Annotated in this window: 14 protein-coding genes; 9 read left to right on the forward strand and 5 right to left on the reverse strand. The window is 55.7% G+C overall.

Going from position 1 to position 20,316, the window contains the following annotated elements; translation table 11 throughout:
- The first annotated feature begins 260 nt into the window (after positions 1-260).
- Complete coding sequence (locus G494_RS0105725) at positions 261-1,523, forward strand: nickel-dependent lactate racemase family protein (protein WP_028583761.1); 1,263 nt, start codon at positions 261-263, stop codon at positions 1,521-1,523.
- Between the two features lie 89 nt (positions 1,524-1,612).
- A complete protein-coding gene (locus G494_RS0105730) occupies positions 1,613-1,861 on the forward strand; it encodes a hypothetical protein (RefSeq protein ID WP_028583762.1) in 249 nt (82 codons plus the stop codon).
- A 74-nt stretch (positions 1,862-1,935) separates the two neighbouring features.
- On the opposite strand, the gene G494_RS0105735 is transcribed toward G494_RS0105730, so the two are convergent.
- A complete protein-coding gene (locus G494_RS0105735; protein WP_084456462.1) occupies positions 1,936-2,487 on the reverse strand; it encodes a flavodoxin family protein in 552 nt (183 codons plus the stop codon).
- A 703-nt stretch (positions 2,488-3,190) separates the two neighbouring features.
- On the opposite strand from G494_RS0105735, the gene G494_RS0105745 reads away from it, so the two are divergent.
- The 3 genes from G494_RS0105745 to G494_RS22130 are packed head-to-tail and all read left to right on the forward strand — an operon-like array spanning position 3,191 to position 9,763.
- A complete protein-coding gene (locus tag G494_RS0105745; RefSeq protein WP_161629944.1) occupies positions 3,191-7,003 on the forward strand; it encodes a transporter substrate-binding domain-containing protein in 3,813 nt (1,270 codons plus the stop codon).
- Between the two features lie 4 nt (positions 7,004-7,007).
- Positions 7,008-7,379: a response regulator gene (locus G494_RS0105750; protein WP_028583766.1), complete on the forward strand. Its 372-nt coding sequence runs from the start codon at positions 7,008-7,010 to the stop codon at positions 7,377-7,379.
- The gene (locus G494_RS22130) at positions 7,376-9,763 is read left to right on the forward strand and encodes a hybrid sensor histidine kinase/response regulator (RefSeq protein ID WP_051305431.1); all 2,388 of its coding nucleotides are present in this window, start codon (positions 7,376-7,378) and stop codon (positions 9,761-9,763) included. Before G494_RS0105750 ends, G494_RS22130 begins: the two co-directional genes overlap by 4 nt.
- A 112-nt stretch (positions 9,764-9,875) precedes the next feature.
- Here the strand turns inward: G494_RS22130 and G494_RS0105760 are convergent, their stop codons facing one another.
- Positions 9,876-10,703 (reverse strand): substrate-binding periplasmic protein, encoded by an 828-nt coding sequence (locus G494_RS0105760; RefSeq protein WP_084456465.1) that lies wholly within the window; start codon positions 10,701-10,703, stop codon positions 9,876-9,878.
- 443 nt (positions 10,704-11,146) lie between these two features.
- On the opposite strand from G494_RS0105760, the gene G494_RS0105765 reads away from it, so the two are divergent.
- Entirely contained in the window at positions 11,147-12,364 is a 1,218-nt protein-coding gene (locus tag G494_RS0105765; RefSeq protein WP_208597636.1) for an oxidoreductase, read from the forward strand.
- 260 nt (positions 12,365-12,624) lie between these two features.
- On the opposite strand, the gene G494_RS0105770 is transcribed toward G494_RS0105765, so the two are convergent.
- Positions 12,625-13,959 (reverse strand): glycerate kinase type-2 family protein, encoded by a 1,335-nt coding sequence (locus G494_RS0105770; RefSeq protein WP_028583769.1) that lies wholly within the window; start codon positions 13,957-13,959, stop codon positions 12,625-12,627.
- Between the two features lie 861 nt (positions 13,960-14,820).
- Here G494_RS0105770 and G494_RS22135 point away from each other — a divergent pair.
- Both G494_RS22135 and G494_RS26645 read left to right on the forward strand, forming a co-directional pair.
- Positions 14,821-15,690, forward strand: a complete 870-nt coding sequence (locus G494_RS22135) for a zinc metalloprotease (RefSeq protein ID WP_051305432.1) — start codon at positions 14,821-14,823, stop codon at positions 15,688-15,690.
- Between the two features lie 125 nt (positions 15,691-15,815).
- Positions 15,816-15,986: a hypothetical protein gene (locus tag G494_RS26645; protein ID WP_153305774.1), complete on the forward strand. Its 171-nt coding sequence runs from the start codon at positions 15,816-15,818 to the stop codon at positions 15,984-15,986.
- Between the two features lie 54 nt (positions 15,987-16,040).
- Here the strand turns inward: G494_RS26645 and G494_RS25185 are convergent, their stop codons facing one another.
- Together G494_RS25185 and G494_RS25190 are read right to left on the reverse strand one after the other, a co-directional pair.
- The gene (locus tag G494_RS25185) at positions 16,041-17,345 is read right to left on the reverse strand and encodes a response regulator (protein ID WP_084456467.1); all 1,305 of its coding nucleotides are present in this window, start codon (positions 17,343-17,345) and stop codon (positions 16,041-16,043) included.
- Complete coding sequence (locus tag G494_RS25190; RefSeq protein ID WP_051305434.1) at positions 17,345-19,120, reverse strand: ATP-binding protein; 1,776 nt, start codon at positions 19,118-19,120, stop codon at positions 17,345-17,347. Before G494_RS25190 ends, G494_RS25185 begins: the two co-directional genes overlap by 1 nt.
- Before the next feature lie 559 nt (positions 19,121-19,679).
- Here G494_RS25190 and G494_RS0105805 point away from each other — a divergent pair.
- Positions 19,680-20,123, forward strand: coding sequence for a universal stress protein (locus G494_RS0105805; protein WP_028583771.1), 444 nt, complete (start codon positions 19,680-19,682; stop codon positions 20,121-20,123).
- Positions 20,124-20,316: the final 193 nt, after the last annotated feature.

The following is a 20,316-nucleotide window of genomic DNA, read 5'->3' on the forward strand; positions in this document are numbered from 1 at the left end:
CCTCCTGTACCGCCCCCCTTGCTCCGCTTCATCCGCTCTACCAAAACCCCAGGCTCAAGCTGAGCTTCCCGTTGAGCAGCGGCCTGCCGAAGGGTGTCTCGCCTCTCTGCCCAGGCATGCTGATCCTCTTTTAACTTGCTGTATCCTGGAACAAACCATATCCTACTATAAAGCTCCTGCTCAGTCCCTGGTTTCCAGGCCACGGCTCCACACCTCCCCAGTGGAACACGGGCCGCCCCACAACGACAAAGGAGATCCCCATGAAGGCGAATCTGCTCTGCGGTAAAGATGTCATTGCCCTTGACCTCCCCGATGAGGCCCTGCTCATCGAAAACAGGCCGGCACCTGCCCTGGCCGATCCGGAGGCAGCCGTGCTCGCGGCTCTCACCCAGCCCATCAACACCCCACCCCTGGAGGAGATCGCCCGGGGCCGGGACAACGCCTGCATCGTCATCTCCGATATCACCAGGCCGGTCCCCAACCGGCTGATCCTCCCGCCCCTGCTCCAGACCCTGGAGGCGAGCGGCATTGCCCGCGAGAAGATCACCATCCTGATCGCCACCGGCATGCATCGCCCCAACCTGGGTGAGGAGCTGGAATCCATGGTCGGCCCTGAAATCATGACCAACTACCGAATCGTCAACCACTACTGCCAGAAGGGGGAAGAGCTGCGGGAGGTGGCCCGCATCCAAGGGGCAGCCATCGAGATCAACAGCCATTACCTGGATGCCGACCTGAAGATCCTCACCGGCCTGATCGAACCCCACTTCTATGCCGGTTTTTCCGGGAGCAGGAAGTCGATCCTCCCGGGCATCTCCAGTTTCGAGACCATGAAATTCATGCATTCCTTCCAGGTGATCGACCAGTTGCACGAGGCCAACTGCCGCCTGGAAAATAACATCTTCCACGACTATGCCATGGAGGTGACCGAGTTGGTCGGGGTCGACTTTATCCTCAACGTGGTGATCAATCAGGAGCGGGAGCTTGCCGGGGTCTTTGGCGGCCACTATGAAGCTGCCCACAGGGCGGGCTGCGAGATGGTGGTATCCCATGCCGTTGCCGAGCTGGAGGAGAAGGTCGACCTGGTGATCACCTCGGCCGGTGGCGCCCCCCTTGATGCCACCTTTTACCAGGTCTCAAAATGTCTGATCAGCGCCCGGGATATCCTGGTGGAAGACGGCACCATTGTGGTGACCTGCGGCTGCGAAGAGGGGTTGGGCAGCGAAGAGTTCTGCACCATCATGCGCTCCAACCCCACTCCGGAGGATTTTAACCGGCACCACAGCGATCCCGACAACTTCGTGATCGACCAGTGGTGCGCCCAGAACATCTACCAGGCTCTGGGCCATGCCGGCAGGATTTACATCTACTCCCCCGGCCTCTCCAAGGAGGACGTGGACCGGTTCCAGGGGATAAAGATCGACGATCTCCAGGCCACGGTCGACCAGCTGCTGAAGAGCCACAACAGGGTGGCGGTCATCCCGGACGGCCCCTATGTGGTGGGCAAGATCACCCAGAGCTAGCCTCGGAAAAGATGAACACCGGTTGTACCGGGGCTGTCCCTCCTGCAAAGGGGCCCGGTACTCACCTTAAACAACGCCACAACACGACCATGAAGAGACTCTTTTTCATCTTGGCCACCCTCTATGTCCTGGCACTCTTTTTCTTTATCATCCCTGCCTTCAGCAGCAGGCCCCAGGGGCTCATCCACCAGTATGAGGCCACGCCCAGAGAGACGAAAATCATCCACCAGGCCTATGCCAGGCAGGCCCCACTCACTCGAGCGACCTCCTGGAGCACTGTGCTTGTCTACCTCCTCTTCGCCGGCTCCATACTTTTTGAACAGAGGAAAAAAGAGTAACAACAGGGATCGCAGAGGCCACAATCGGCGTTCCCCGGAATGGGGTCCTAGCCCGGAACCGGCTTAAAGGGCTGTCAGAGGCTGGCTGCGGCCTGCTCTGCCTGCTCCATGATCTCGATCTTCTCCGCCACCGCGCCAGGGGCCTCCACGCCGCAGGCGATGATGGTGTCGTTCACCTCGATGTTATTGGATTCAATTATTTTTTGAACGCTGCCGTAGTAGTCGGCATAGGCCTCCTGGTTGGCGTTGCCCTGGCTAAAGATGAGCACAGCCTTTTTACCCGGAGCAAGCCGGGGGGTCCTGCTGCTGTCTTTGAGCGAGAACATCCTGTCCAGCAGGATCTTCAGCTGGGCAGACACCGTGCCCATGTAGTTGGGTGCGCCGATGATGATGCGATCAGCCTGCTTCAGCTTGGTCAGCAGCTCCGAGATGGGATCATCCAGCACACATGCATCCCCCTTGGTCCGGCAGTACTTGCAGGCCTGGCACCCCTGGAGCGGAAAATCATTCAAACGAACCAGCTCCACCTCCCCCCCTCTTTGTTCAAGTATTTCGGTCATCCTTGCCATGAGAGTTTCCGTGTTGCCCTGCTTTCTGGGACTCCCTGAAATCGCTAACACCTTCATATAAAAACCTTTTTTATTGAATTATCAGTTACCTGGCATCCACAGCGACAGCGGACCGCCCCCTCTCGGGGACATGGCCTGGTCGTCATACCGGCCCCCTCCTACCTCCTTATGAGAGGCCAGTCAAGCCCTTTTCAACACCCTGATTCCTGATCCGATACAAGGCGCCTGTTCTTGAAGCCTGCTTGAGATTTCGCCTGGACCGGTTTTCATGCCACTCCCTGCTGGCCCCCTCACTCAGGCAGGGAGTCACTGCCAACGCTCTGCACCGTTTTCTCAATTCGGCATGGACTGAAGAATTGTTATCATTCAATGCCAAATGTATCGATAATGCCTCATCGGCCCCCCTTAGGCAGGGTCTCCGCCCAGGGCCGATCTTCGCAAATCTCCCCTGGCTTTTCAAAACAGATTATTATATTCTTATCTATGAGATATCGTTGTTTTTGACCTATTTTCCAGCAGCTTCTTCCCGACAGGATAGAAGCTGCTCATTACGGTACCACCGTTTCTTCAAGCATCGTTTTCGATCGCATCGACAAATCACCTGACTTCACCACAACAGAGCCAGGAAAAACAGACAAGGACTATAACACACCAGATCATCAACAATATTATTTACAACACCACATAAATAGTATTGCCGAAAACTAGACCACAAAAATAAAACATGAAGAAACATATCACTCTATTCTGTGCAAACAAGGTGTTTCTTATCTCTATATTTCTCTACGCTCTCCTCCTAACCTTGAGCAGTGAAGAATCCAAGGCCGAGCTTACAACGAGCTCAACACCCACCGGCAAAGTAACTATTGCCTATAATATCGGCAATCCACCCCTGAAATATACAAACCAGCAGGGTGAGGCCGACGGTATTCTTGTCGACATCTGGCGCCTCTGGAGCAAGAAAACCGGTATAGAAGTCGAGTTCAAAGAAGCTCTCTTTAGAGAGTCCCTGGAGATGATAAAGAAAGGAGAGGCCGATATCCATGCCGGCCTGTTTCATAGCAAAGAACGGGAGAACTTCCTCGACTATTCATCTCCCCTCGTTGATATCAACTATTACAGTTTTCACCATGAACAGCTCCCTGCTCTCGACACCCTCGATACCTTAATCCCCTTCCGCATCGGGGTCCCCAGGGGATACACCCACACCTTTGTCAAGGAGAGGCTGCCGAATGCCGCCGTTGCAGTGTACGACAACTTTCCGACACTCTACGACTCGGCCATGGCAGGTAGCATCCAGGTCTTTATTTCCCCGGTGATGAACCTTGAATACCACCTGAAACAAAAAGGGCTGAGCAATCCCTTCCGCTATAACGCCACAAAACCAGTCTATAGTCGCACCTATCAGGGCGCCGTGCAGGAAGGCAATCAGGTGTTACTTGATGTGGTCAACCGGGGGCTGGCGCAGATCAGTGCTGCGGAACGAATCGATATCGAGCGCAGCTGGTTCAAACGCATCAAAGGCGATGAAGAGCAGGAGGCGTTTATCATTGCCTGCGACAGTGATTACGCCCCCATTACCATGCTCAATGCCCGGGGAGAGCCGGCCGGCCTCTTTGTTGATATTTGGAAAAAATGGGCAGAGAAAGAGGGCGTGCAGGTCCATTTCCTCTTTGACACCTGGGAGAACAGCATGCTCGCGGTCAAGGAGGGCTTGGCCGATGTTCACTCCGGCCTTGAAAATAATGACCCCTGGCTTGTTGCATCTCGACCTTTCTATAAACTCTCAGCCAGAGTTTTTTTCCCCCGTGAAAAACAATTTCTCTCTTTAAACGACTTGACAGGCAGAAAGGTCGCCTCAATCGACCCTTTTTATGCAGAGGTGTTGAAAAAGGCAAATCCAGCCTTGGAGGTCGTCTCGGTCAAGGATTATGTGGACCTTTTCGGCAAGATGCGCAGGGGGGAGGTGGAGGCCTTTATCGATGACGAACTTGCTGTGGAAGATTTATTACTCAGGCAGGGACGCCAGGGAGAATTTGCCAAAATAACAGATTATTCCAGTGACTCCTCCATCTCAGCCGCTGTTAACCAAAAAAACAGGTTGCTGCTTGAGCGTATCAACCGGGGACTGCAGTCTATCTCCATGGAGGAATACCGGCAACTGGAGAACAAGTGGTTGAGAAATCCTGCTCAGGGATATTATCACAGCCTTGAAAAGGGCGTCCCCCTGACAGCAGAAGAGCAGCAGTGGCTCAGGGAGCATCCGGTGATCCGTATCGGGGTGGATAAAGATTATGCACCCTACGCCTTCCTGGATAAAGAGGGATCCTTTCAGGGAGTTGCTGGAGATTATGCAAAGCTGATCAGCCAAAAGCTGGGGGTACGCCTGGAGGTGGTCCCCGGACTCAGCTGGCCGGAGATCCTTGAGGGTGCGAAAAACAGGACCCTGGATGTTATCACCACGGCTTCGTGGCGGCCGGAACGGGAGGCCTACCTCGCCTTCAGCCAAGGCTATATTCCGACCCCGCTGGTGATCATGAGTCGCAGCGATGATACCACTATTCGGAACCATAATGACCTTAAGGGGAGAAGGGTCGCACTGGTAACAGAATACTCCTCTTCCAAACGGGTGTTGGAAGAGGTTCCATCGATCGAAGTTGTCGCCGTCAGCACGCCCCTGGAAGGGTTACAGGCCCTTGCCACGGGACAGGCAGATGCCTATGTCGGTGTCCTGGGCATCAATGTCCACCAGGCCAAACAGCACGGCATCTCCAACCTGAAGGTCGCAGCTCCCTACGATCTGAACACCAACTATCAGCGATACGGTGTGCGCAAGGATTGGCCCCAGCTGGCGACCATCCTGGACAAGGCCCTGGATACGATTTCCGAGGAAAAGAAACTTGCAATCCTCTCCAGGTGGATACCTATCAAAGACCAGAGTGCTACACCCTTACCACTACCCATCTTAAGCGCAGAGGAGAAGGCCTTTATCAAAAACCATCCTCTCCTTCGCCTGGGAGTTGATCCGGAATTTTTTCCGTTTGAGTATCTCGACCAGAGCGGTTCGTACAGCGGCATTACCTCTGATTATATACAACTTCTCAACAAACGCCTTGGCCTTAAGATGCAGATTGTCCCTGACCTGAGCTGGGACGAGGTCATCAGCAAGAGTAAAAAGAGGGAAGTTGACATCTTACCCTGCGTAGGCCAGACCAAGGAGAGGCAAACCTATCTGAACTTTTCCGCACCCTATCTCAACTTTCAGAGAGTTGTCATTGCCCGCTCTGATTTCCCTTTTATCAGCGGGCTGGAAGAGCTCCAAGATGTCAGGCTGGCGGTGCAGGCCAACACCTCCCATGACGGTTTCCTCCGTGACAACACCGACCTTGCCCCCCTGCGTTTCGCAACCCTCCAGGATGCCCTCACCGCGGTCTCCAGCGGTGAAGCCGATGCCGTTGTCGGCAACCTGGCCACCTCCACCTTCTGGATAAGAAAGCTGAACCTGACCAACCTGAAGGTTGCAGCCCCCGTGCAGGCGGGCAGCAGGCAAAGCCTCTACTTTGCCGTCCGCCAGGACTGGCCTGAGCTTGTCTCTATTCTGAACAAGGGCCTCTCCTCCATTACGGCGGAAGAAGAAGCCATGATCTATCAAAAGTGGGTCTCGGTGGAATATGAACAGGGCATCGCCCCAAAAACAGTTCTCCGCTATATCCTGAAAATTGCAGCAGGATCCCTGCTGCTCTTCCTGGCTTTTTTTGTCTGGAACTACAGGCTTAAAAAGGAAATAATGCAGCGGAAAAACGCCGAGGACAAGCTCCACCATTATGCAGAGGAACTGGAAAAGGCCAATGTCCACCTGAAGAGCCTGGACCAGCTCAAATCCATGTTTATTGCCTCCATGTCCCACGAGTTGCGCACCCCGCTGAACTCCATTATCGGTTTCACCGGGGTTATCCTCCAGGGCATGACCGGGGAGATCAACGAACGCCAGAAAGATCAGCTCTCCAGGGTATACCGCTCGGCCAAACATCTGCTCTCACTTATTACAGATGTCATCGACATCTCTAAAATCGAGGCAGGCAGAATCGAAGTTTTCCCAGAACCCTTTCTCCTGGCTGAAGTCGTTGACGAAGCAGTGGAAAACATCCAGCCGCAGTTGAAGGCAAAGCAGCTCTTCCTCAAGCTTGAGCTAGCGCCCAATCTGCAGTTAACAACAGACCGCAAACGGCTTTTGCAATGTTTAATCAACTACCTGAGCAACAGTGTGAAATTCACCGAGGAGGGCGGCATCACGGTCACTGCCCGCGAACTTGGCAACAAGGTTGAGATCAGGGTGACGGATACGGGCATTGGCATTGCTCAAGAAGACATAACGAAACTCTTTGAACCCTTTGAAAGACTTGAAACCCATCTGCGGGTCAAGGCCGGCGGAACCGGTCTGGGCCTCTATCTGACCAAAAAGATTACCAGCGAACTGTTGCAGGGTGCGATCATGGTCACGAGCCAGCCAGGCAAGGGAAGCACCTTCGGCATGGTGATCATGAAAGATATTGGACCATCGACAAAGGAGTGAGTTGATCATGCGAGCCTTGATCATAGAAGATAATGAAAACAACATGGAACTCATCGACTTCATAATGGATATGCACGGTTACCAAACCCTCAAGGCAGAGACCGGCAGGAAGGGTATTGAGCTGGCCCTCCGGGAACAGCCGGACTTTATCCTTCTTGATATCCAGCTGCCGGACATCACGGGTACCGAGGTGCTCAAGATGATCCGCAAGTCGGAGAGAGGCACCGCCATTCCAATCATTGCCGTGACCTCCTATGCCATGTCAGGTGACCGGGAAAAACTGCTGGCTGCCGGCTGTGACGGCTATATAGAAAAGCCCATCGATCCCATTTTATTCATTGAACAGATCAGAAAGGTCATAGGTGAGAATGGATGAAGATTCTTATCGCTGAAGATAACGAAGACTCCAGGGTACTTCTGGAAAACGTACTCACCGCCAGTGGCTATGAGGTGCAGAGTGCCGAAAACGGCAAACAGGCCCTGGCCCGGATGGAGGAAGGCTTCCTGCCTGATCTGATCATTTCAGATATCTTGATGCCGGAGATGGATGGCTATGCCCTCTGCCGGACGCTCAAGGCAGATGAACGGTTTCAGCTCATCCCTCTCGTTTTTTATACTGCCACCTATACCGACCCTAAAGATGAACAGTTTGCCATGAGCCTGGGGGCTTCGCGCTTTCTCATCAAACCGATGGAGATGCCCCTGTTCCTGGCAGAAATCGAAGGGATTCTGGAAGAACAGCGGCAGGGGAAGCTGCCCACAGGAAAAGGAATTGGAAAAAAAGAGCCGGAATTGGAAAGAGAGTACTCTGAAATCCTGGCCAGGAAACTTGACAAGAAGATCCGGGAGCTGAAGGATGAACGGGACAAGCTGAGGCAGAGTGAGCAAAAATACCGCAGACTGGTTGAGGCAATCAGAAACAACTATTTTTTCTACACCCGTGATACCAAGGGTGTCTTCAGCTACCTCAGTCCTTCAATCACCACGGTACTTGGCTATACCCCAGCGGAGTTTTTCAGACATTATTCAGACTACCTGACAGACAATCCGCTTAACCTGACCGTAGAGCATCATTCCGAGCTGAGTATGCAAGGCGTAAAGCAGCCGGCATACGAGCTTGAAATCTTTCACAGGGATGGATCAGTCCGCCATCTTGAGGTCACGGAAGAACCGATCTTTGGCCAGGATGGTCAGGTCGTGGCTGTGGAGGGGATTGCCCATGACATAACAGAACGTCATCAAGCGGAACAAGAGCTGGCAAAAGCCAGAGACGAGTGGGAGATGACCTTTCAGGCCATCAACGACTCGGTCACCATCCTGGATCCCCAGCTGCGTATTCTGCGCACCAACCTTGCAACGTCCACCTTACTCGGGGCAAAACCGGAAGAGTTGCTTGGTCAGCCCTGCTATGCCCTCTTTGATGATGGCCATCAGCCCTGTGCCGGCTGCCCTGTCACGGCCACCCTCAGCGATAATTGCCCCCATTTTGGAGAAGTTGAACACAAAAGACTGAACAGAACCTTTCTGGTCTCCTCCTTTCCCAGATTTGACAAGGATGGAAAGCTGGTTAGCATCGTGGAGACAGCCAAAGATATCACAGAAAAGAAACGCCTTGAACATCAACTCCGGCAGACCCAGAAGATGGAAGCCATCGGTACCCTGGCCGGCGGCATCGCCCACGACTTTAACAATATACTCTCCGCAATCATTGGCTATTCTGAACTCATCCAACGAGAGGTCGCTGCTGAGAGCAAGACGGGAAGATATGTCGGAAACATCCTTGAAGCAGGAGGACGGGCCGCAGATCTTGTCAAGCAGATACTCACCTTCAGTCATAAGGCGGAGAGCGACAAGCAGCCTCTACTCCCCCATCTGATTGTCAAGGAGGCCTTGAAGCTGCTCCGAGCAACCCTGCCGACAACGCTCTCCATAGAGGAAGATATTGAACCGGATTGCGGAACAATTCTGGCTGATCCCACAAACCTCCATCAGATAGTTATCAACCTCTGCACCAATGGCCTGCAAGCGATGACCGAGCAAAAGGGTATTTTGGGGGTACGCCTCCAAGCGCGGGAGGTAGCTGCTGCAGATATACCTGCCGGTTCCACGGTCTCTCCAGGGAACTTCATCGTCCTCACGGTCACGGACACCGGTGTTGGCATGGACCAGGCAACCATGGATCGAATCTTTGAGCCCTTTTTTACCACCAGAGAGGAGGGCACAGGCATGGGGCTCGCCCTGGTCCATGGGATTGTCCGGGATAGCCATGGCTTTATGGTGGTGAAGAGTGAAGCAGGAAAGGGAAGTTCCTTTGCCGCTTACTTCCCGGTATCGCAGGAAGAGAGGCCCGCAACGACTCGATCCAGCCAACAACTTTCCCCCAAGGGCAGGGGTGAACACATCCTGGTGGTGGACGACGACCCCCTTCTTGCCCGGGTGACAAAGACCCAACTGAGAGATATGGGATACAAGGTGACAGCCACAAGCAACAGTCAAGATGCCCTGGAAAAAATCGCTATCAGTCCGGACCGGTTTGACCTGCTCGTCACCGACCAGACCATGCCAGGCCTCACCGGGACGGAACTCACCTTGGCAGCGAAAGCGATCAAACCGGGGCTACCGGTTATCCTCTGCACCGGCCATAGTGATTTGGTTTCCAAGCAAAAGGCACTGGAATTGGGCATTCAGAGATATGTTGCCAAGCCTATTACCGGTAATGAACTGCTCCAGGCGGTCAGGGCGGTGCTGGATGAAAGCTAGCAGGTTCTCCATGACAGCTTCAACTTTTCTGCCTCGGTCGGAGGGAACGGGATTTTTCCACTCTTGCTGTGAAAACAAGGGGTCATGGCCAGCAGCCGGAAAGGCCTCCCGGCTATGGCTGCTGCGCCACCACCTCTTGGACGATCCGCTCTATCTCGCCCCGGGAAACCATGGAGTGCAGGGCACTCGCAAACTCCTTTTTATGATGGATCTTTTTTGACTTCTTGGAAAAGGCCATGAAATAGGCATGCTGCAGGGGCCTCCCGCCGGAATCATCATCGCCCGCCGTCAGATCAAAGCCATACTTTTTTAGAAGAGCCGAGCTTCCCATCTCCCTTGCCTGGTAGTCAAAAGGCACCTCCCAATCAATAATCAAATCTATCCTGCCGGCAAACAGCATCTCTTTCAGCTGCCGTTCGTGGGCCACCACCTCTTTCTCAAGCTTCCCATCCTGATCAAAACGATGATCATAATGGGCGCCCCTCACCACCCCTATGCGGTACCCATAGAGGTCTTCATACCGTTCCAAGACAAGCCCGGCACCCTTGAGTCCATAAAAGCGGACCGCATCGAGGTAATAATGGGGCTGAACATAATCGGCAAAGGCCCTTCTCTCTTCATTGTCGGCAAAACTGGTTATCAGGTCCACCTCGCCATCTTTCAACAGCTCGATACATCTCTTCCAGGGAGCCACCACAAACTCAAACTGCAGGGAGGTCTGGGCTCCAATCCGCTCCAGAATTGCGGCATCTATCCCCGCCATGGTCTGACCGGTCGTCATCTTCCAGGGAGGCCACTCATCAAAGGCGACCCTGAGGGCCGTCTCCCGGGCAAGGAGAGGGGTTGGAAGACAAGAGCCAATGAACAGAAGAAACAGCAGCAACGGCCAAACAAAAGAGTGTGCAGCCCCCTGGGTCGATCTCTCCATTTTCCCTCCCATCTCATCTCTCCCCCTACCTTGAGGCTCCCTTGAAAAAGTGCCTTTCCTTCCAATCCCGGCCTTATGTCGAAATTTTTACCCTCGGGATATCGACCAGATGGCTGCGGTTACATTTTCTCCGTGCCTTGGCCCGAATCAAACAATCTCACTTTTCAAAGGACCCTTGAGTCAGTACAAGATCGCCCCCTGCTCACCCCTGTCGAGCCTTAGGGCTGGCTGTTCAGGGCAGCTTGGGCTGAGCCAGAGGACAACGGTTCCCTGTTCATACCAGTCTACAACTCCGACACCACTTATTGCCAATTTTTTCTGCTCCCTGGATCCCGCCCGCCCTCAAGCCGGCTTATCAGTCTCAGGCGAAGATCATTATTGTCAAGGCCTTGGACTTGAGGTATTTCTGGATCTAACAGTCAGGGTCCAGGCGAGCGCTGCAGCAACAGAGATAGATGACCAGACCCGTCCCACCCTGTCCCTCCTTTGGAGTTGTCTCAACACTCCAGCTGGCGGGCAGGTTCAGGGACTCAACCTTTCCAGACGAGGAAAAGATGCCCCAACTTTTTGAACCAACAGCGATCAACGGCATGGTGCTTAAAAACCGTTTCATCAGATCCGCAACCTACGAGGCCATGGCCGGCTCCGACGGAACGGTCCGGGAGCAACTCCTGGAGTACATGGCAGAGCTGACCCGCGGCCAGGTAGGATTGATTATCAGCGGTCACGCCTATGTCAACAGAGCAGGCCAGGCCGGCCCCAGGCAGCTGGGCATCCACTCCGAGGCCATGGTCCAGGGCCTGAAACGGTTCACCTCGGTTATCCACGACCATGGCGGCGTGGTTGCGGTGCAGCTTGCCCATGCCGGCAAGAGGGGCATCGGCACGGGTGAGCACGGTGCAGTTGGCCCTTCTGACGTGATTGAGGAGGGGGTGAAGACAGCCTCGGCCATGGACACCGACACGATCAGGAAAACGATCATCGCCTTTGGCGAGGCAGCCCAACGAGCAGTCGCAGCCGGTTTTGATGCCATTCAGATCCACGCGGCCCACGGCTATATGCTGAGTCAGTTCTTATCGCCCTCGTTTAACACCAGGGAGGATGCATACGGGGGCAGCCTGGAAAACCGCGCCAGGCTGCTGCTCGAGGTCTACCAGGAAATCAGGCACAGGGTCGGGGAGCACTTTCCGCTGCTGGTCAAGATAAATGCCGAGGATTTTCTGGAAGGCGGGCTCACGGTGGCAGAGATGGTGCAGGTGAGCCGGATGCTGGCCGATGGTGGCCTGGATGCCATCGAGATGAGCGGCGGCACCTTTGAATCCGGCCGAAGCACCCCCTCAAGGGTGGGGACCGCAAAATCGGCGGAGCGGGAAGTCTACTACAGGACGGCTGCAGCGGCCTTCAGGCAGGAGGTCAAGATCCCCCTGATCCTGGTGGGAGGTTTTCTCTCCTATCCCTCTGCCGAAGAGGTCGTCCAGTCGCGACTCGCCGATTATGTCGCCCTCTCGCGGCCGCTTATTCGGGAGCCGCAACTGGTGCAGAGATGGCGCGATGGCCAGCGCAGCAAGGCCTCGTGCATCTCCTGCAACCGCTGCTTTGCCACCCTGGCCACAAAGGAGGGGCTCCACTGCGCGGCAGAGAAGAAGCTGCAGGAGAGCAAGAACCCTGCCTGAACAGGCCAACTCGCCATCGGGGAGAAACGGCAGCAGAGGGGCTAAACACGGTAATCCCGGGAGAGGAGGCAGCGCCTCTGCTGCCTCCTTTCAAGAATCAGGAATCAAGAACCAGGAATCAGGAATCAGGATCAACCATCTCCCTGAAACAGGGTTGCTCATGCAAGCCTGCCGCTCTGCCAGATCCTTGAGAGCCGCATTCTCCGGCTTATCCCTCCCCCAAAGGAACAGATCGCCCCTTGTCCTTGTTTTCGACCTCCTCAGCCGACCAGGATCAGCCGCAGGTCCATGACGTTCGTGTTGGTAGGGCCGGTTATATAGAGGCTGCCAAGGGCATGGAAAAAATGGTAGGCATCGTTATTTTCAAGATAGGCCGCAGGATCCAAGCCCAGGGAACGGGCCTGCTCCAGGGTTGAGCTGTCGCTGATCGCTCCGGCTGCGTCGGTGGGGCCGTCGGTACCATCGGTGCCGGCGCAGAGGACCACACTGTTTTTCATCTCCCCCATCTTCAATGCCGCAGCCAGCGCAAATTCCTGACTGCGCCCCCCCTTGCCCGTCCCCTTGATGGTTACGGTTGTCTCCCCGCCGGAAAGGATGCAGGCAGGCTTGGCGACAGAGAGCTCATAGCGGGCCACTTCGCGGGCGATTGCCATATGCATTGCGGCAGACTCCCTGGTATCACCTTCGAGCATGGAAGAGAGGGCAAGGGTGTGATAACCGAGTTCAGCGGCCTTCCTCTTCGCGGCGATCAGGGCATCACAGTTCCTGGCGATGATCACATTATCGGTTCGGGAAAAGATCCTATCTCCCCTTTTAGGTGTTTCCGGAACCGTACCGGCGGCGCCATCTTCCAGGTGACGCAAGACAGTGGAGGGTAGCTGCTGCCTGATTGCGTAACGATCCAGTATGGACAGGCAATCGGCATAGGTTGTAGGGTCTGGCACAGCGGGACCGGAGGCGATCGAGTCAAGGTCATCCCCGACCACATCTGAGAGTATCAGGGTGATCAGGGTAGCGGGATACACGGCCCTGGCCAAGCCACCGCCCTTAATGGCTGAGAGGTGTTTTCGGATGGTATTCATCTCATGAATGGTTGCGCCACAGGCCAGCAGCACCTTGGTTGTCTGCTGCTTATCGTCAAGGCTTACCCCAGCCACCGGCAGAGGCAGCAGGGCCGAACCGCCGCCTGAGATCAGACAGATGACCAGGGTCTTCTCATCCGCCTGCGAGGCCAGCTGAAAGATCCTGCGGGCCCCTGCATGGCCGTTCATATCGGGCAGAGGATGGCCGGCCTCTATCAGCTCGATCGTGGAAAGTTGTTCCAGATGGCGGTACTTTACCGTAATCAGTCCCTCAGAGATGTGCTCACCGAGAAGCTCCTCCATGGCCTTTGCCATGGAGGCTCCGCCCTTGCCGGTGCCAAGAACAACCACCCTGTTGAAGGCATCGAGGGGGTAGCTCTTCCCATTGACCCTGAGAACACCCTCTTCAAGCTGACAAAATCTCCTGATTGCAGCACCAGGGGCAACGGCGGCGAGCCCGGCCTGGAATATTGCAACCGCATCCCTGCGAAGTTGATCGAGTTTACCGGTCATGTTCATTCCGTAGCTTTTCAGTTATGGATATCTCAATGCACGCTTTTACCATCATGCCGCGCACTTTTCCGTCATGCCCGCGCAGGCGGGCATCCAGGTCTGTGCAGTATGGCCCCATAGGGATCCAGTGGAGTCCATTTTTCTCCAGCTCCTGTTCCCCATCTTCCAGGCCCTTCTTTGATCTGTTTCTCTCCTGCTCTTGCGCCAAGGCCTACTGCCTGCTTGTTTTACTGTTCCCAGACACGCTTGAGCAGATCGCTGGTCCACACCCGGTGTAAGAGGGCCCCCGCAACTCATAGCTTGGCAGATCCGGATAGCCCCCATTTCCCTCCTCAATCCTCAGCTGAAGGCCACCCTGAGTTGCGGCTATCTTGAATAATTAGATTTTTCGATCAAGGTCAAGGCGCGAGATAAAATTTTAACAGAGACATATAGCTGATATTCCGAGACTAAATTTTTGGTCGCAACGCTTAGATTGGAAGAAAAAGCCATTATTCAAGGTTGCCTTGCGTCGATAATCGTCTCCGACAGCCTGATTTTTTCACAATACACATCTTTGCGTAAACAAAATCAAAACCTTACTCAGGCAGCAGCAACACAGCAGATGGCTGATGGCAGATCAGCAGACAAGTTCAAGAAATATTATTTCATCAGAATTGTCAATTCATAGCGATATAAGAACACTCTCTTCTAACCGTCAGCCCTCCGGTCTCAAGCCACCATCAACACATTTTCCCGCAAAACAGCCCGGAGGCATTGACAGACAACCTCCTGTTTTGTAGACCTTATTACAAGTCCGATCCAGCTAGATAGAAGACGGATACAAGGTATCAGCCAACACATATCTTAGGGAGGACAACTGTGGAATCGCTCGAAAAGCTCATTCAAGACCTCACCCAGGAAGCAGCACAGATCCAGATCCAGGGCCGTAGTCTCAGGCCGGATGAGATGGCCCGGCTCCAGGCCATTCATCAGGCCCTGCCCCATCTCCGTCAGGCCGCCGACATCCTCCGCATCGAGGTTGTCACCAGCCTGATCACCTACAAGATCGTCTCCGATGTGGGCGGCAGGCTGAAGCAGGCCGGCAGGACCGCCTGCAACTTCTGGAACAGGTTCATTGCTCCCGCTTCATCCATCGTTATCCGCCTGGGAGTGTTCACGGCCAACAACAACACCATTGCCAGGGCCTACAAACCCTACACCAGGACCGGCGTCATCTACGGCGTGGTCGAATTCAACACCAGCTACCTCTCCAGCTTCAGCGGCAACGAGATCGCCGGGACCATCATCCACGAGATCGGCCACACCCTTGGTTTTGGCTGGGAACAGTGGCAGGAGCTGTTCGATCCCGCCAGCGGTCGCTTCACCACAGCCGCCATCGACAGGCTCCCTGCCCTGGAGACCATGCGGGTTGAAACCGACCATGGCCCAGGAACCCGTTTTTCCCATTGGGACGAACAGAGCCATGATCGAGAGCTGATGACCGGCTTCAAGGACCATAGCGAGCATGTGCTGCCAATAACGATCAGTGTCATGGAGCTCCTGGGGCATCAGGTGATGGAGGAACTCCCCAGGGAGACGGACCTGAACACCCTCATGGAGTCCCTGGCCCTGGTCATCTTTTCCCGGCAGGGTGAGGCCAAGACCCTTGACCGTGACCATTTTCAAGCCACCGATCTCTGGGAGAACATCCCCCACGATCGGCCACTCCCCAAAAAACGGAGCAGCTGAGCACGATTATCCCTTCCAGGGAGCCCCAAGGGGACCCCTGGAAGACAAAGGAAGATCCCGCTCAAGCTTAGCCTCAAGGCAGCCCTCAAGGTAGCTCAGAAATCAAACCAGCCGGCAACCAGGTGATGGAGGCCATCGAAGAGCCCGGTCGTTTCGACATCCTCCACTTCGCCTGCCATGGCCTGGCCAACTCCGCTTCGATCCGGGATGCCGGCCTGATGATGCGGGGAGAGATGAGCTGGCTCTCCTATGTGGTCTATGCCGATCCCCATGCGACCCTGCAACGGGCAGGGTAGGAAGCAGGGCGGAGACAACAGAGGGGATGGGTCCGGGCTAGCGGCCCGGACCATTCAGGAGTGGGAGAGGAGAACGGTCTGCAGGTTTTCCTTGGTGTTGGTGAGACCGAGTTTTTTCCGGATATTTTTGCGGTGAACATTGACCGTGCCCGGGGCGAGGTGCATGATCTCGGCGATCTCCTTGCTCCTCTTGCCGATCTTGATCAGGTTAGCCACCTGGATCTCAGCCGGAGTCAGGCGGGAGAACTTGGCAGCCACGTTCTGGGCAAGGGTCGAGGTGAGCTCGCGCAGATTGGCCTTGAGGATATCAAGATAGAGCCCCTGCTCTTTGGAGGGAGAGCTCTCTGCCAGCTTGACCAGGTAGGGATCGATCAGCTCCGCCACATTGGCGAGGATCTGCTGTTCCAGGTTCTCCTGATCACGCTCCCGCTTGCTCAGGAGGACGTTGAGGGCCACGTTGGTCTCCTCCAGCTCTGCGGTCCGCTCCATCACCTTTTGGGCCAGCTCCCTTCGGGTCGCCTGGAGCTCGGCCTCGACCCTCTTCAGCCGGGTGATATCCGTATGGGTGCCGACCAGGCGGGTCGGCTCTCCCTGCTCATTCCACTCGATGACCTTGCCCCGGGAGAGGATCCACTGCCACTGGCCGGCTCGATTCTTGATCCTGTACTCCACCTCATAGCGCGGGGCCCGCCCCTGGAGGTGCTCCTCCCGGGCCGCTGCCACCCGCGGCTGATCTTGCGGATGAATCAGAGATTCCCAGACCGAGACACTCTGCCCCCCCTCCTGGTCGCTGTAGCCCAGGTTACGGTGCCAATTCTCCCCGTAACAGACCTGACCGGTCACCAGATTGCGGTCCCAGACCCCATCGGAGGAGGCATCCAGGGCCACCCTCAAACGCTGTTCACTGGCGTGCAGCTGCCGTTCAAACTGCCTGCGCTTATTCACCTCTTGCTCCAGCAGGCTGTTCTGTTGCTTCAGACGGGCAAGCAGGGTCCTCTTTTCCAGGCTGCCGGCCAGACGATGCAACAGCTCGTCGGTATCACAGGGTTTCACCAGGTAATCGTCGGCACCCAGACGCAGGGCATCGATGGCCGAGCCCAGATCACCATAGCCGGTCAGGATCAGGGCGCTGATACTGGGACTGAGCTGTTTGGCGGCCTTGAGCACCGAGATGCCGTCGATGTCGGGCATCACCAGATCGGTAATGATGGCATCAAAACGCTGACTCTGCAACAGCTCCAGGGCCTGGCTACCGTCTGCGGCCAGAGCGACCTCATACTGTTCCAGGCGCAGTTCCCTGGCCAGGCTCTCCCGAATGACCTTCTCGTCGTCCACTAAGAGTACTCTCAGCTGCGCCACTAGTGTATCCTCTGGGTCGGCAGGGTGATGGTGAAGCGGGTGCCGTGACCCACCTGGCTGTCCACCTCGATGCTGCCCTTGTGACTCTTGATGATGCCGTAACAGACCGACAGTCCCAAACCCGTGCCCTTGACCGCAGGTTTGGTGGTGAAAAAGGGTTCAAAGATCCGCTGAAGATGCTCAGGGGCAATCCCGTGACCGGTGTCCTCTATGACCAGTTTGACCCGCTCCTGTTCCACCAGGGTAGAGACGGTGATCGTTCCGCCCGGCCTGGAGGCGTCCACGGCATTGTTGAGCAGATTCAGGACCACCTGGCGTATCTGATCAGGAACCACCGAGATGGCCGGCAGCTCATCGCCATAGGCCTTGACCAGCTCCACCTTGTTACTGCGCAGGTCACTCTTGTAGAGCAGGAGCAGTGAATCCAGGATCTGATGCAGGTTGACCCAGGAAAACTTGCCCGAAGAGGGACGGTTGAAATCCTGGAGATCGCGGATCAGGTGTACCATCCGGTTACACTCTTCCACGGCAGAGCTCACCAGTTCCAGGTCTTCCTCTTCCAGCACCGCCCTCTTGGCCACCCCATGGAGCACGGTCATCACCCCCTGGAGGGGGTTGTTGAACTCATGGGCAATGGATGAGGCCAGCTGGCCGACGGCGGCCAGTTTTTCCGCATGGAGGATCTGCTGCTGCACATACTGCAGCTCCCTGGTCCGTTCACTGACCCGCCTCTCCAGAGAGGCGTTGGCCTGTTCCAACTCCATCTGGACCTCTTTGAGCGGAGAGATATCGTTAAAGACACTCAAGGCATGGGACGGGGAACCACGATTGCCGACAAAGGGGGTCACCGTGACCACCGCCAGAAACGGCTCACCGTTTTTCTTGGCCATGGTCATCTCCAGGGCCGGCACCTTCCTGCCCTGACCGAGCAGGGGATCAAGCTGGGGGATGGCCTGGCGCTCCTCCTGCTGGTAGAGCAGGGCTACAGGACGCCCCAGCACCTCTTCTTCCCGGTAACCGAAGATGTGCTCCGCACCGGGGCTGAACTGAACGATTCCACCGTCCCGACCGAGAAGATCGGTCACCACCAGACCGATGGAATCGGCTGCCGAATAGATCGAGGTCAGCAGCCCGGTCTGCGCCTGGAGCTGCTCTTCCAGAAGCTTCCGCCGGATGATCGCGGCCATGACCCGGGAGGCTGCGGCCAGGATCTTTTCGGTCTTGCGGTTAAAACCAAGGTCCTGCTCGAGGAAGAGGGTGAGAACGCCGAGAACCTGCTTTCCCGGCGTGAGGATGGGTACACAGTATTGGCAGTGGTGCGGCAGGCAGGGTCGGGGCTGACCAGGCTCAGGGCGGCCGCCATCGAGAAAGATGATCTTCTTTTCCGCTATGGCCCTGGTACATGGACACTGGTCCGGATCACGGTCGACACACCGCTGCAGCAGCTGCTTGGGCACATTTTTATGGGCCTTTAAGAGCAGCCGATCCTGCTGGCAAAGAAAGATGAGCCCCTGCTGTTCCCGGCCAAGCCGGCTGAAGGAACAGACCACATCAAGAAACTTGCGGTACAACTCTTCGACCACAAGCTCTTCGATGGAGAGCTGCAACAGCCTGTTCATCTCACTCAGGCCCTGGGTCTGCTCCAGCTCCTCCTCAAAGGCCTGGATCTCGCTGAGCAGGCCAAGACAGTCCTCCCGTATCAGCGTACAACTGCCCTGCCGACAGGCCGCAGTTAACGAATCGACCCGTTCTCGGAGTGCAGCCCATGATGACATGCCTCGCTCCTCTTGACTCATAGATTCCCTGGAATCGTGTTCCTGCCCCGGCTCCGCAGCCCCCTGCGCTCTGCGCTCTACCTAGAGCTCATCCACCACAGAGCCCGCCTGCCTCCACCCCGCCTCCTGCTGCCGAAGGCAGGTGGAAAGGCAGCCCTGCTCCCTTTCATTGTCTGCCAAACCAACAAAAAATCAAGCAGAAAGTGAGCTCAACACTCGCTGGTGGCTGTCCCTAAAAGGCACTTTCACTCCTTCCCGGCGTCATGCTCAAAAAAACATCCCTGAAATATCAAATATATGCCAGCACTCTATTTTTTTGAACCCCTTGACCTTGAACGAAATGGCTCATTTGGGGAGAGACACTCGATGGGTATCTTTTCTAACTACTATATACTCATTTTTGCTCAATTGCCGCCCGGGGTGATCGGCCACATACTATAATCAAGGCCAGTATTCACTGGAACAGAGGGGCTGCGGAGTGGTGAGACCCGGCCCCCTGGGTTCCCTGGAAAGCCTGGGCGAACTCAACATCTAGATCCTCAACAGAAGGAGGTTTATCATGAAACCAATCAGCACCATCGTTGTCCCGGTTGATTTCCTCGATTACACTGACCGGCTGGTGGATTTCGCCGTCCACATGGCCAAAAAGCTCGATGCGGGCCTCCGCTTTCTCCATGTTGTCGAGGAGGTGCACATCTACGGCGACTATGTTGGTCCGACCATTGAAGATTTTACGGTCAAGATGGGAGACCTGGCCGAAGAAAAGATGAAGAACCTGGTTGAAGCCAACCGCAACACCTGCTCAGGATGCGAGGGCAAGGTGGCCAGGGGGGCAAATGTGGCCGACACCATCATTGCTTATGCCAAGGAGGTCGACGGCGACATGATCATCGTCGGGACCCACGGCCGCAAAGGACTGGAACGGGTCTGGCTGGGCAGTGTTGCCGAGCGGGTCGTCAAAGGGGCCCCCTGTCCCACCCTGACCTACAACCCCTACAAGTAACAACCCTGCCTGCTCGCTGTGCGTGGCCCTCTTCCCTGCAAGGGGGCCACACCGGCTCAATGCAAAAAAACGTTTCGCCTCTCCCTGAAAGCCGCTCCAAGCACAACGGCCCTCGGTCCGACTGGGCTCCCCGATCTTCCCGGCTCCCCAATCCCCCCATCCCCCCATCCCCCCATTGTCGTGCTCAGTAGAC

The sequence above is a fragment of the Desulfogranum mediterraneum DSM 13871 genome (assembly GCF_000429965.1).
Taxonomy (GTDB): domain Bacteria; phylum Desulfobacterota; class Desulfobulbia; order Desulfobulbales; family Desulfobulbaceae; genus Desulfogranum; species Desulfogranum mediterraneum.

Bases quoted from the DNA above. Each gene is read 5' to 3' on its own strand.
- G494_RS0105730 (WP_028583762.1), top strand. From the start codon at position 1,613: ATGAAGAGACTCTTTTTCATCTTGGCCACCCTCTATGTCCTGGCACTC.
- G494_RS0105805 (WP_028583771.1), top strand. From the start codon at position 19,680: ATGAAACCAATCAGCACCATCGTTGTCCCGGTTGATTTCCTCGATTAC.
- G494_RS0105725 (WP_028583761.1), top strand. From the start codon at position 261: ATGAAGGCGAATCTGCTCTGCGGTAAAGATGTCATTGCCCTTGACCTC.
- G494_RS0105735 (WP_084456462.1), bottom strand. From the start codon at position 2,487: ATGAAGGTGTTAGCGATTTCAGGGAGTCCCAGAAAGCAGGGCAACACG.
- G494_RS26645 (WP_153305774.1), top strand. From the start codon at position 15,816: ATGGAGGCCATCGAAGAGCCCGGTCGTTTCGACATCCTCCACTTCGCC.
- G494_RS0105770 (WP_028583769.1), bottom strand. From the start codon at position 13,959: ATGACCGGTAAACTCGATCAACTTCGCAGGGATGCGGTTGCAATATTC.
- G494_RS22130 (WP_051305431.1), top strand. From the start codon at position 7,376: ATGAAGATTCTTATCGCTGAAGATAACGAAGACTCCAGGGTACTTCTG.
- G494_RS25190 (WP_051305434.1), bottom strand. From the start codon at position 19,120: ATGTCATCATGGGCTGCACTCCGAGAACGGGTCGATTCGTTAACTGCG.
- G494_RS0105760 (WP_084456465.1), bottom strand. From the start codon at position 10,703: ATGGGAGGGAAAATGGAGAGATCGACCCAGGGGGCTGCACACTCTTTT.
- G494_RS0105765 (WP_208597636.1), top strand. From the start codon at position 11,147: ATGACCAGACCCGTCCCACCCTGTCCCTCCTTTGGAGTTGTCTCAACA.